Below are 12,464 nucleotides of genomic sequence, written 5' to 3'. Positions count from 1 at the left end.
GTGTCCGGTGAGGGCGGACGCCGCTGGTGGGGTGGGGTGCAGTCCGGATGGGTGCACGACTGGTCACACCGCGTGTCGGAGGTGCGGGTGCGCGGATGGTGGGGGTCGGTGTGGGGCGGGTGGACGCACGGATGGTGACGGTCGGTGTGGGGCAGGTGAGCATGCCGATGGTGGGGGCGGAGGGCGTGCTGACGAGTGCTGGGCTGGTGCCGCCGGGTGCCGGTCGGCGGGCGTCGTGCCGTCGGCTCAGCACAGGGGCACCGCCTCGCCCGGCCCCTCCGGCCAGGCCGTCAGCGGAGCGAAGCCCCGGTGGCCGCACTCGCCGAAGACCTTCACCGGTGCCCCGCCCGAGAGGGCGACGAGGCGCCACAGGCCCGGACGGGAGCGGGCCGCGGGGGTGAGCGGCAGCGCCTCGTCCCCGTCGGCGTCCGCCAGCTGCCAGGAATCACCGTCCGGCGTCGGGACGACCCGGTCCAGCGTCACCGGGACGGAGTCCAGCCACGGGTCGTCCCGAAGGGCCTCGCCGTAGCGGTCGGCCGCCTGGGCCGGTGTCACTCCCGGTGGCCGGGTCGCGGCGGGAGCGGGCGGGGCGAACTGCTCGCCGAGCGCCGCCCGCTGCTGCCCGGCGCCCGGATAGGCGGAGACCTCCGCATCCAGGGCCAGGCCGACCGGCAGCGCCAGTTCGGGCGCGCGGCCGGCGGCGCCGTAAGAGAGAAGCAGTGCCGTGCGGGACGACTCGGCGCCGTACAGCCATATCCGGCGCGTCGTCAGGCGCGCGTCCGCCGTGTCGTACTGGGCGAGAACCAGCCAGCGGTCCCGCACCGGTGGGCCGTCCGCCGAGGCTGACAGGCCGATGCGCGCACGGACCGTCGCCGCCAGGCCGTCGGGCAGACGCTCCCGGTGCAGCCAGCCCTGGTCGAGGAGGTGGAGGAGAGCGCATTCCTCCAGCAGCCGCACCGGCCAGCCGGGACCGGACGACGGAATCGCCCCCAACTCCCGCACCCGTGCGGCCAGTCCGGAGGCCTGGGCGTCGACCATGCGGGCAGCCGTCTCCTCCCACAGCCCGTACCCCGCCTGCTCCGCGCCCGCGAGGCCGCCGCGCAACAGGTCCGCCAGCCGCTGCTCCAGCTCCGTGGCACCCGCGGTGATCCGCTCGGCCCTGCGCTCCGCCCTGCGTCGCGCGGCCTCCGGATCACCGGGGCCGGACGAGGAACCGGCCGCGCCCGCAGCCCGTTTCTCCGTCGCGCGCTTCCTTCTCCCCTCTATCCATTCCCCGGCCCAGTCCGGCGGCTGCGCGGACGGCACCACGCCGTCCCCGCCCGCCCAGAGCAGCAGCAGTCCGAGCGCGTGCTTGCACGGGAACTTGCGGCTCGGACAACTGCACTTGTACGCCGGGCCCGACGCGTCCGCGATGTCGACGACCGTCTGATACGGCTTGCTGCCACTGCCACTGCCCTTGCACAGCCCCCACACCGTCCCCTCGTCACCACTCCCCGCCTCGGACCACGGCCCGGCCGCACCGAGTTTGCTTCCCGCTTTGCGTGATGCGGCGTCAGGCGCCAGTGCCAGCACCTGATCCGCACTCCAGCGCACCCCCTGCTGAGTCATGACATCGAAGGTAGATCCCGCCACTGACAATCGATCCGGCGAACAGCTCCGTGAGCACGTTTTCGCAGGTCAGATCGCATTGTCAGTGGGGTGGTGCACGGTTGGTACCAGATCCGAACCGGCCGAGCTGGAGGGGGCCTCAGCCATGTCTGTGTCCGTGGAACCGATGTCTGTCGAAGTACCCGACGGGGAGCCCGCTGTCGCGTTGCGGCCGCACGCCGAGGACGCCTTCGCGGGCGAACTCACCGCACTCGCCGCGCAGGACGACCGACCGCGCCCGGCCCGCTGGAAGCTGTCGCCGTGGGCCGTCGCCACCTACCTGCTCGGCGGCACGCTGCCCGACGGCACGGTGATCACGCCGAAGTACGTGGGCCCGCGCCGGCTCGTCGAGGTCGCCGTCACCACCCTCGCCACCGACCGCGCCCTGCTCCTGCTCGGCGTGCCCGGCACCGCCAAGACCTGGGTGTCCGAGCACCTGGCCGCCGCGGTCAGCGGCGACTCGACGCTGCTGGTGCAGGGCACGGCCGGCACCCCGGAGGAGGCGATCCGGTACGGCTGGAACTACGCGCAGTTGCTCGCGCACGGCCCGAGCCGCGACGCCCTGGTCCCCAGCCCGGTCATGCGGGCGATGGCGGAGGGGATGACGGCCCGGGTCGAGGAACTGACCCGTATCCCGGCCGACGTGCAGGACACGCTCATCACGATCCTGTCGGAGAAGACGCTGCCGATACCGGAACTGGGCCAGGAGGTGCAGGCGGTCCGCGGCTTCAACGTCATCGCGACCGCCAACGACCGCGACCGGGGGGTCAACGAGCTGTCCAGCGCCCTGCGCCGCCGCTTCAACACGGTCGTGCTGCCGCTGCCGGAGAGCGTCGAGGCCGAGGTCGACATCGTCTCGCGCCGCGTCGACCAGCTCGGCCGCTCCCTCGACCTGCCCGCCGCGCCCGACGGCATCGACGAGATCCGCCGCGTCGTGACCGTCTTTCGCGAGCTGCGCGACGGCGTCACGTCCGACGGCCGTACGAAGCTGAAGTCGCCCAGCGGCACGCTCTCGACGGCCGAGGCGATCTCCGTCGTCACCAACGGCCTCGCACTCGCTGCCCACTTCGGTGACGGCGTCCTGCGGGCCGGCGACGTCGCCGCGGGCATCCTCGGCGCCGTCGTCCGCGATCCGGCCGCCGACCGGGTCATCTGGCAGGAGTACCTGGAGGCGGTCGTCCGCGAGCGTGACGGCTGGAAGGACTTCTACCGGGCCTGCCGGGAGGTGAGCGCGTGAAGGGCGCCGGGAGGGGGCGCCGGGGAGGAAGTCCGACGGGGGAGGGGCGTGCGGGGGTGATCCCCGCCGGGAGGGCGGCTGCCCGTATGGAGGCGGTGCACTTCGGGAGTGTGCGTGGCCGTATGGGGGCGGCTTGCGCCGTGATGGCGGGTGGCCGTCGGGCGGCGGGGCTGGGAGCAGGCGGGGGCGGTCGTACGGCGGTGGTGCTCGGCGGGGCCTGGAGCCGACGTGGGGGCGGCTGCGGTGGGTCGGGGGCGGCGTGTCGTGGGGGCGTCTGGCTGCTTGACGACGATTCGCGGTGGACTCGGAGGCGAGGGGGACGGTGTGACAGGCACTGAGGAGTCCGGGAGCAGGGGGCCCGGGGCGGGGCTGCTGTTGCTCGGGGTTCGGCATCACGGGCCCGGTTCCGCGCGGGCCGTGCGGGCGGCGCTGGCCGCGGCCCGGCCGAAGGCCGTGCTGATCGAGGGGCCGCCCGAGGCAGACGCCCTGATCCCGCTCGCCGCGGACGAGGACATGCGGCCGCCGGTCGCGCTCCTCGCCCACGCCGTGGACGAGCCCGGCCGCTCGGCGTTCTGGCCGCTGGCCGAGTTCTCACCGGAGTGGGTCGCGATCCGCTGGGCCTTGGAACACGACGTCCCGGCCCGTTTCATCGACCTCCCGGCCACGCACACCTTGGCGTGGGGGAGGGACGACGAGCCAGGGGAAGGGGCGCAGCACCCCGCCGGTGACGGCGGGCCCTCGGACGGGGCTTCCGGCGAGCCCGAGGCCGGGGAAGACAGCGAGCCTGCGGGCGGAGTAGGCCGCGCGCCCGCGGGCGGGGCAGGCGGCGAACCCGCGACCGAGGCAGGCGGCGACCCCGGGGGCGGGGACGGTGGTCAGGCAGGTAGCGACCGACGTGACGAGGTCGGTGTCGGTGGCGCTGCCGATGTTCGGGTCGATCCGCTCGGGGTGCTTTCCGAGGCTGCCGGTTACGACGATCCGGAGCGTTGGTGGGAGGACGTCGTCGAGCACCGGGGGGCGGGCGAAGGGGACGCCCTTGCACCCTTCGTCGCGCTCGAAGAGGCCATGGGGGCGCTGCGGGAGACGTACGGGAGCGGGGGACACGACCGGGATCTCGTGCGCGAGGCGTACATGCGGCTCCAGGTACGCGCGGCGCAGCGGGAGTTCGGGGACGGTGTGGCCGTGGTGTGCGGGGCCTGGCACGTGCCCGCGGTGCGGCAGAAGAGCGCCGTCGCCGCCGACCGGGCGCTGCTCAAGGGGCTGCCCAAGGTCAAGGCGGCGATGACGTGGGTGCCGTGGACGTATCGCCGGTTGTCGCGGCACAGCGGGTACGGCGCGGGCATCGACTCGCCGGGCTGGTACGGGCATCTGTTCGGCGCGCCGGACCGGCCGGTCGAGCGGTGGCTGACCAAGGTGGCGGGCCTGCTGCGGGACGAGGACCGGCTCGTGTCCTCGGCGCACGTCATCGAGGCGGTACGGCTGGCGGAGACGCTCGCCGCGATGCGCGGGCGTCCGCTGCCGGGGCTCAGCGAGACGACCGACGCCGTGCGGGCGGTGATGTGCGAGGGCTCGGACGTGCCGCTGGCGCTGGTGCACGACCGGCTGGTCGTGGGGGACGTGCTGGGGGAGGTGCCGCGGGCGGCGCCCGCGGTGCCGTTGCAGCGGGACCTCGACCGGATCCAGCGCAGGCTGCGGCTCAAACCGGAGGCACTGGAGCGGGAGCTGGAGCTCGATCTGCGCAAGGACACCGACGTCGAGCGCAGCAGGCTGCTGCACCGGCTGCGGCTGCTGGGCGTGGGATGGGGCGAGCCGGTGACCTCGCGTGGGAGTACGGGCACGTTCCGGGAGACGTGGCGGCTGCGGTGGGAGCCGGAGCTGTCCGTGCGGGTCGCGGAGGCCGGGGTGTGGGGCACGACCGTGCTCGGCGCCGCGACCGCCAAGGCCGAGGCGGACGCCGTCTCCGCGCAGGCTCTCGCCGACGTCACCGCTCTCGCCGAGCGCTGCCTGCTGGCCGAACTGCCTCACGCGCTGCCGGTGGTGATGCGGATCCTCGCCGACCGTGCGGCGCTGGACACGGACGTCGGTCACCTCGCCCAGGCCCTGCCGGCCCTGGTCCGCTCCCTTCGGTACGGCGACGTACGCGGCACGGACACCGGCGCCCTGACGGAGGTCGCCGCGGGCCTCGCCGAACGGATCTTCGTCGGGCTGCCCCCGGCCTGTGCCGCACTAGACGCCGACGCGGCCGAGGAGATGCGGCGTCATGCCGACGCGGTGCACGGGGCGGTGGGATTGCTGAGCGAGGCCTCCGAGGCCACCCACGGCGATCTGCGTGAGCGCTGGTACGGCGTGCTGCGGGTGTTGTCCGGGCGGGACACCGTGCCCGGCGTCGTCCGTGGGCGGGCCGTGCGGCTGCTGCTGGACGAAGGGGAGTTGGCGCAGGGCGACGCGGCCCGGCTCATGGGACTCGTGCTGTCGCCGGGCACTCCACCGGGGGACGCGGCCGCGTGGATCGAGGGCTTCGTCGGCGGCGGCTCCGGAGGCGGGATGCTGCTCGTGCACGACGAGCGGCTGCTCGGGCTGGTCGACGCGTGGCTGACGGGCGTGCCGGCGGAGGCGTTCACGGACGTGCTGCCCTTGCTGCGGCGGACCTTCTCGGCGTACGAACCGGGGGTGCGTCGGACCCTGGGCGAGTTGGTCCGACGCGGGCCGGGGCAGCGGGGGAGCGGTGCGCCGACCGGGTCCGGGACACCCGGCTTCGGGGCCGACCTCGACAGCGAGCGTGCGGACGCGGTGCTGCCGGTGGTGCGGCTGCTTCTCGGGCTGGACGGCGAGGCGGCGAGCACCGACGACAACGACCTTGTGGGGGTGGCGTGATGACGACCGTGACGACTATGACGGCCATGGCGAGCACGAAGGCCATGACGGCTACGGCCGACGCGGCGAGCACGACGGCTGTGACCGCTGCGGCGGACGTGACGGCCGACCGGCTGAGCGAGCCGATGAAGCCGGGCGAGGTGTTGGCCGTAGCCGCCATGTCGGTGGCGACGGTCCGGGCCGGGCACGGGTGCGGGGCGGCGGACGGGCCGACGACGACCGTGCCGGTGGTTCCGCTCTGGGAACGGCTTCGTGTGGGTTCGTGTGGGGGTGCGCGGATGACGAACGGGTCGGTGGAAGAACGGGTGACCTGCGAGCGCGGAGGAGTGGCGCGATGACGGCGGAGCTGATCGACCCGGCCCAGGAGCGGCTGCGGCGCTGGCGGCTCGTCCTCGGCGGCGACGCGGCCGACGGCACCGGATGCGCGCTGTCCGGGCCGGACGCCGCCATGGACGGGGCGCTGGCCGCGCTCTACGGCAAGGCGGACAAGGGGCCGACGGGGCGGGACCGTTCGGCGGGGCTCGGGGCGTCGGCGCCGGCCGTGGCGCGCTGGCTCGGGGACATCCGGACCTACTTCCCCTCCTCCGTCGTACAGATCATGCAGCGCGACGCCATCGACCGGCTCGGGCTGTCCGCGCTGCTGCTGGAACCGGAGATGCTGGAGGCGGTGGAGGCCGACGTGCACCTCGTCGGCACGCTCCTCTCCCTCAACAAGGCGATGCCGGAGACCACCAAGGAGACGGCACGGGCGGTCGTGCGCAAGGTCGTCGAGGACCTGGAGAAGCGAGTGGCCAGCCGCACCCGGGCCACCCTCACCGGTGCGCTCGACCGGAGCGCCCGGATCAACCGGCCCCGCCACCACGACATCGACTGGAACCGCACGATCGCGGCCAACCTCAAGCACTACCTGCCGGAGTACCGGACGATCGTGCCGGAGCGGCTCATCGGGTACGGGCGGGCGTCCCGGTCCGTGAAGAAGGAAGTCATCCTCTGCATCGACCAGTCGGGGTCGATGGCGGCGTCCGTCGTCTACGCGTCGGTGTTCGGGGCGGTGCTGGCGTCCATGCGGTCGATCAGCACGCGGCTCGTCGTCTTCGACACGGCGGTCGTCGACCTCACCGACCAGCTGGACGACCCGGTCGACGTCCTGTTCGGCACCCAGCTCGGCGGCGGCACCGACATCAACCGGGCGCTGGCGTACTGCCAGTCGCAGATCACGCGTCCCGCGGAGACGGTGGTCGTGCTGATCAGCGACCTCTATGAAGGGGGCATACGGAACGAGATGCTCAAGCGGGTCGCGGCGATGAAGGCGTCGGGGGTGCAGTTCGTGACGTTGCTGGCTCTGTCGGACGAGGGGGCGCCCGCGTACGACCGGGAGCACGCGGCCGCGCTCGCCGGGCTGGGGGCACCGGCCTTCGCCTGTACGCCGGACCTCTTTCCGGAGGTGATGGCGGCGGCGATCGAGAAGCGGCCGTTGCCGATACCGGAGAGTGCGTGAGGGGCCGGAGGCGTGGTGACTCGTCGGCGATTTGTCGACCCATTGACCTGCATTGCCGGACGACTCGGGGCGGCAAACCGGACATGACTACGCATCGGTAACGGGGGGCTTGCGCAACCTCGGGAGTGCCGTGCGAGGATCAACGCGCCCGTCAGCGGTGCGCTGCGCTCCGCTTGTTCCGCACGGGAGGAACCTCCCCCCTCTTGCCCTTGTCAGCCGTTCTTTCCGGTGCCGCCCTGCGCGTGATGCGTACGGCGGCCGGACGGCGTGCGCTGCAAGTGGCCGTGCTGGTGGGCGGGCTGCTCGCGCTCGGGTTCCTCTGCGGGGCGCAGGCGCATGCGGCGGACGGGGTGCCGTCGGCGACGTCCACGGGTTCCGTGACGCCGACGAATTCCGCGATGCCGACGACCTCCGCTGGTTCGAGTCCTACGGCCTCCGTCGCCGACACGGCCTCCGCCGAGGGTTCGCAAGGCGCGCGGTCGGTGACGACAGGTGCGCCCGCGGCCGACGATCACGTCGTCCGGCCGGCGGTCCGTCACGTCGCCCGGAGCGTGGAAGCTCGCGTCACGGAGCCGGTCGATCGCCTCGTGGGCACCGTAGCCGCGGGGCTGGCCGAGGCGGAGGCGAAGCTGCCGTCGTTCCCCGCGTCCCCGTCGCTGCCTGCGCTGCCGAGCCCGCCGCATGACTTCGAACCGCCCGGTCTCCCTGAACCGCCCGGTCTTCCTGGACTGCCAGGCCTGCCCGGTTCGCCCGCGCAGCCTGGGCAGGCCTGGCCGGCGCCGGACACTCTCGCGCCGGGGTCGGGCACATCGGTCGTACCGCCGGCGGTCAAGGAGCAGGGGCCGGAGGGGCGTACCGCCGCGGCGACGGCAACGCATCTGACGTACGGACCTCGGTTCGCCGCCGGTGGCGTCGTGACCGGCGGGGTGGCGCACAAGGCAGCGCATCCGGCCGAGCCCGCCGGGCAGGGCCCCGAGCGTCACACGCCCCCCGGTGACGCGGGCGGCGTGCTGAGCGGCAAGTCGGCGGTCGACAACGGCACGCCGCGGCACGGTGACGCGCATGCCGTCACCGGCGACAACCGGGCACCGCTGCGACTCGTGGCCGGCGTGGCCGCGCGCGCCGCGGCGGACGGTACCCGGGACAGGCACCGGGACATCCCCGTATTCCCCGGCTAGGGCAGGCCTTCCCCCCGCTGTAGACCTGCCGCGCGGGGGCGGAACAGGTCTGCCCGACCGTCCGGACGCCCCTCCGGTCTCCGGATGGAGCCCCCGGAGCCTCACCGAATTCCGCGGTCCCTCAGGGACTTCTCCCTCATGGAGACTCCCGGACCGCGGCCGGAGACGGCGCCCAACTTGTCCCCAAGCCTGCCCAAGTCCCGAGGCCCTGAGGGCCCTGAGAGCCCTTCGAAGGAGCTCTCCCCGTGTGCTTCGGAACTCCCGAGGATCTAAGGATCTGACGTACGCATGAACAAGAACATCCGCCGTTCCATCGTCATAGCCGCCGGCGTCACCGGCGCGTGGGCGCTCGGTTCCGCCGTGGCGAGCGCTGACGAACTGCCCGCGTCCGCCCTCTCCGCGCCGGACGCCACCGCAGACGCCACCGCCGACGCGACGACCGACGCGCCGACTGGCCTCACTGACACCCTCGGCACGGTCACCGACACCGTCACCGGCACGGTCGACGGTGTCGTCTCCGGCGTGCAGGACACCGTCTCCGGTGCCACGGCCGCCGGCACGGCCACGAACACCGCGTCCACCGATGCCGTGGACCAGGCCCGCCGGTACGTCGACGCGAAAGTCACCGCCCCGAAGGTGTCCCACGTGAGGGGTGCCGCGGCCATCCAGGGCGCGCAGGCGGCCCGTGCGGCGCAGGCCGCCACGGCCACGGCGACCGTCACCGCCGACGAGAGCGTCACCGCGGCCCGCTCCACCGTCTCCGACGCGAGTGCTCAGGGTGTTCCGAGCACACCGAGCGCTCCGAGTGCGCCTCAGAGCGAGATCGACTACCTCTTCGGCCCCCTCACCGCCTTCGCTCCCGAGCTGGAGCAGGCGCTGGCCGCAGCCCAGACGAGGCTGCAGGGCGTCCAGTCCGCGGCCCGTTCCCAGGCGCAGGGCGTCGAGGGCGTCGTACGGACGAAGGCGCGGCACACCGTCGCCGGCGCGGGCCGCACGGCGGCGGGCGTGACCGACGCGGCGCGGACCACGGTCGTGGGCGTCGAGACCCGGGGCGCGGGTGCGGCCACCACCGTCCAGGGCCGGACCACCGCCGTGACGGGCGCCGCCGAGGCCACCGTCTCCTCCGTCCCGAGCCACCTCACCGGCACGGTCACGGGCATCCCCGGCACAGTCACCCCGGTCGTCCAGCAGACGGCGGCAGCGGTCGTCCCGCCCGTGGCGAGCGCCGCCGTCGGCGGGGTCCTGCCGGTCGCCGGGCAGGCGGTGGCAGGTGTCGTGCCGAGTGCGGAGCACGCTGTCGTGGGTGTCGTACCCGTCGCCGGTCACGCGGTCGACGGGGTGCATCCGGTCGTCACCGACACGCTGGACGGCGTGCACCCCGTCGTCAGCGACACCGTGAACGGCGTGACTCCGGTCGTGGGTGGCACCGTGGCCGGGGTCGAGCAGACCGCCGGACACACCGTCGACGCCGCGTCCGCACTGGCGTACGGGGTGGTGGCCGACGTCCAGCCCGTCGCGGGCGGCGCCGTTCGGGGCGTGCAGCCGGTCGCCGCGGGCCTCGTGCGGGGCGTGCAGCCGGTCGCCGCGGGTGTGGTGCAGGGCGTGCGGCCGGTCGTCGGCGGGGTCGTCTCCGACGTGCCTCAGTACGCCGCGGCCACGGTCGGCGATGCCCAGTGGGTCGTGAACGGCGTCGCCACGGACGTGCCGCCCTACGCCACCGGCCTCGTCGGCCAGGTCGCCGACGGCACGACGGACGCCGTACTGCCGCCGGTCGCGCACACGGCCGTGCACGGCGTGCTGCCCGTCGCCGGGCAGGCCGTCAGGGACGCGACCGCGGTGCCGTACGGCGTCACGCAGGACGTCCAGTCCTTCGCGTACGGCGTCGCCGGTGACGTACCGCCGCTCGCGCATGGTGTGACCGGACACGCGAGCGAGCTGGGCCACGGCGTCGCCGGCCAGGTGCCGCCGTTCGCGCAGGGGGTCACCGGTGCCGTGCAGCCGGTCGTCGACACCCTCGTGGAGACCGTGCGGCCCGTCGTGCAGGGCGTCGGCGGCAGCGCCACCACGCTGGGGTACGGCGTCACGCAGGACGTCCAGCCCTTCGCGTCCGGCGTCGCCGGCGAGGTCGCCCCGTTCGCGTCCGGCGTCGCAGGCCAGGTCGCCCCGTTCGCGGAGGACCTGACCGGGACCGTCCGGGCCACCGCCGGACCGCTCACGGGCCACGCCGTCACCGGCGCCGATGGCGTCGCCCGGTCGGTCACCCCGGGTTACCTGCGGGGCGTACAGAACACGGCCGCACAGAACCTCCGGGACGGACAGGAGGCGCACGCCGCACAGCACACGCAGGCCGCACAGAACCTGCACCGCGGCAGCACGTACGGCGTCTGAGTCCGGCCGTACGACGGTCCGGCCGACTGCCGACCACCTGACTCCATGAGGCCGCAGGACCCGGACGGCCGAAAGCCGTCGGTTCGTCCGGCCGGAACCTCGTGGACGGGGAGGGATGGTCCCCATTGGGGTGGGGATCATCCGCCCTGCGCCCCTTAGGGGCTGTTCAAGGGGCCTCACCGGGTCGACCCCAGCCCGGTGAGGCCCTCACACACGGCACGCCGTGCCGGTGAGCACGGCATCATGTGACAGGTATCACCGCTCAGGTGTGACCCGCGATTTAGAGGCCTCCGGCAAGCAGGGATAACCTGCGAGACGGACATGCCGCGCGCTCGGACACCGTGTGCGCCTCCCTTGTGACTGACAGACGGCGGACGTCACGTTGCCCTCGCGGCACGCCCACGCAGACAACGAACCGCGAGATCACTGATAGGGACGGAAGCGCGTGGACCTGTTCGAGTACCAGGCGAGGGACCTCTTCGCCAAGCACGATGTACCGGTGCTGGCCGGTGAAGTCATCGACACGCCTGAGGCGGCCCGCGCAGCCACTGAGCGTCTTGGTGGCAAGTCCGTCGTCAAGGCCCAGGTGAAGGTCGGCGGCCGTGGCAAGGCCGGCGGCGTGAAGCTCGCCGCCAGCCCGGACGAGGCCGTCGCCCGTGCGACGGACATCCTCGGCATGGACATCAAGGGCCACACGGTCCACAAGGTGATGATCGCCGAGACGGCCCCGGAGATCCTGGAGGAGTACTACGTCTCCTTCCTCCTGGACCGCACCAACCGCACCTTCCTCTCCATCGCCTCCGTCGAGGGCGGCATGGAGATCGAGGAGGTGGCGGCCAACCGCCCCGACGCCGTCGCGAAGACGCCGATCGACGCCAACGAGGGTGTGACCCCCGAGAAGGCCCGCGAGATCGTCGCGGCCGCGAAGTTCCCGGCCGAGGTCGCCGACAAGGTGGCAGGCGTCCTCGTCACCCTGTGGAAGACCTTCATCGCCGAGGACGCGCTCCTCGTCGAGGTCAACCCGCTGGCGAAGGTCGCCTCCGGTGACGTCATCGCCCTGGACGGCAAGGTCTCCCTGGACGAGAACGCCGAGTTCCGCCAGCCGGACCACGAGGCTCTCGCCGACAAGGACGCGGCCAACCCGCTCGAGGCCGCCGCCAAGGAGAAGAACCTCAACTACGTCAAGCTCGACGGTGAGGTCGGCATCATCGGCAACGGCGCGGGTCTCGTCATGAGCACCCTGGACGTCGTCGCGTACGCCGGTGAGGCCCACGGCGGCGTCAAGCCCGCCAACTTCCTCGACATCGGCGGCGGCGCCTCCGCCGCGGTCATGGCGAACGGCCTGGAGATCATCCTCGGCGACCCGGACGTCAAGTCCGTCTTCGTCAACGTCTTCGGCGGCATCACCGCCTGCGACGAGGTCGCCAACGGCATCGTGCAGGCGCTGCAGCTGCTCAAGGACAAGGGCGAGGAAGTCACCAAGCCCCTCGTCGTCCGCCTCGACGGCAACAACGCCGAGCTGGGTCGCAAGATCCTCTCCGACGCCAACCACCCGCTCGTGCAGCGCGTGGACACCATGGACGGCGCGGCCGACAAGGCCGCCGAGCTCGCGGCTGCGAAGTAAGGAAGAGGGACAGACACA

At 73.3% G+C, this 12,464-nt stretch carries 8 protein-coding genes; 7 read left to right on the top strand and 1 reads right to left on the bottom strand.

Annotation, left to right across the window (positions count from 1 at the left end):
• Window positions 1-246: 246 nt before the first annotated feature.
• Window positions 247-1,608, bottom strand: a complete 1,362-nt coding sequence (locus KUM49_RS03375) for an SWIM zinc finger family protein (RefSeq protein ID WP_217235143.1) — start codon at window positions 1,606-1,608, stop codon at window positions 247-249.
• Between the two features lie 145 nt (window positions 1,609-1,753).
• On the opposite strand from KUM49_RS03375, the gene KUM49_RS03370 reads away from it, so the two are divergent.
• The 7 genes from KUM49_RS03370 (at window position 1,754) to sucC (ending at window position 12,446) form a co-directional block, all read left to right on the top strand.
• The gene (locus KUM49_RS03370) at window positions 1,754-2,884 is read left to right on the top strand and encodes an AAA family ATPase (RefSeq protein WP_217235142.1); all 1,131 of its coding nucleotides are present in this window, start codon (window positions 1,754-1,756) and stop codon (window positions 2,882-2,884) included.
• A 324-nt stretch (window positions 2,885-3,208) separates the two neighbouring features.
• The gene (locus KUM49_RS03365) at window positions 3,209-5,758 is read left to right on the top strand and encodes a DUF5682 family protein (protein WP_217235141.1); all 2,550 of its coding nucleotides are present in this window, start codon (window positions 3,209-3,211) and stop codon (window positions 5,756-5,758) included.
• A gap of 26 nt (window positions 5,759-5,784) precedes the next feature.
• Window positions 5,785-6,096: a hypothetical protein gene (locus KUM49_RS03360; protein WP_217235140.1), complete on the top strand. Its 312-nt coding sequence runs from the start codon at window positions 5,785-5,787 to the stop codon at window positions 6,094-6,096.
• Window positions 6,093-7,256, top strand: a complete 1,164-nt coding sequence (locus KUM49_RS03355) for a VWA domain-containing protein (RefSeq protein WP_217235139.1) — start codon at window positions 6,093-6,095, stop codon at window positions 7,254-7,256. The genes KUM49_RS03360 and KUM49_RS03355 overlap by 4 nt, the downstream gene beginning before the upstream one ends.
• Before the next feature lie 209 nt (window positions 7,257-7,465).
• Complete coding sequence (locus KUM49_RS49700; RefSeq protein WP_217235138.1) at window positions 7,466-8,434, top strand: hypothetical protein; 969 nt, start codon at window positions 7,466-7,468, stop codon at window positions 8,432-8,434.
• A gap of 288 nt (window positions 8,435-8,722) precedes the next feature.
• Window positions 8,723-10,822 carry a hypothetical protein gene (locus tag KUM49_RS03345; RefSeq protein ID WP_217235137.1) on the top strand — a complete coding sequence of 700 codons (2,100 nt, stop codon included), beginning with the start codon at window positions 8,723-8,725 and terminating at the stop codon, window positions 10,820-10,822.
• Window positions 10,823-11,267: 445 nt separating this feature from the next.
• Window positions 11,268-12,446, top strand: a complete 1,179-nt coding sequence (sucC, locus tag KUM49_RS03340; RefSeq protein WP_217235136.1) for an ADP-forming succinate--CoA ligase subunit beta — start codon at window positions 11,268-11,270, stop codon at window positions 12,444-12,446.
• The last annotated feature ends 18 nt before the right edge of the window (window positions 12,447-12,464 follow it).

The organism is Streptomyces sp. AC555_RSS877, assembly GCF_019049245.1.
Classification (GTDB): domain Bacteria; phylum Actinomycetota; class Actinomycetes; order Streptomycetales; family Streptomycetaceae; genus Streptomyces.
This window is presented reverse-complemented; position numbering and strand designations above follow the sequence as displayed.

What these genes read in the sequence shown, in the direction of transcription:
- KUM49_RS03375 (WP_217235143.1), bottom strand. Translation starts at nt 1,608, where the DNA reads ATGACTCAGCAGGGGGTGCGCTGGAGTGCGGATCAGGTGCTGGCACTG.
- KUM49_RS03370 (WP_217235142.1), top strand. Translation starts at nt 1,754, where the DNA reads ATGTCTGTGTCCGTGGAACCGATGTCTGTCGAAGTACCCGACGGGGAG.
- KUM49_RS03360 (WP_217235140.1), top strand. Translation starts at nt 5,785, where the DNA reads ATGGCGAGCACGAAGGCCATGACGGCTACGGCCGACGCGGCGAGCACG.
- KUM49_RS03355 (WP_217235139.1), top strand. Translation starts at nt 6,093, where the DNA reads ATGACGGCGGAGCTGATCGACCCGGCCCAGGAGCGGCTGCGGCGCTGG.
- KUM49_RS03345 (WP_217235137.1), top strand. Translation starts at nt 8,723, where the DNA reads ATGAACAAGAACATCCGCCGTTCCATCGTCATAGCCGCCGGCGTCACC.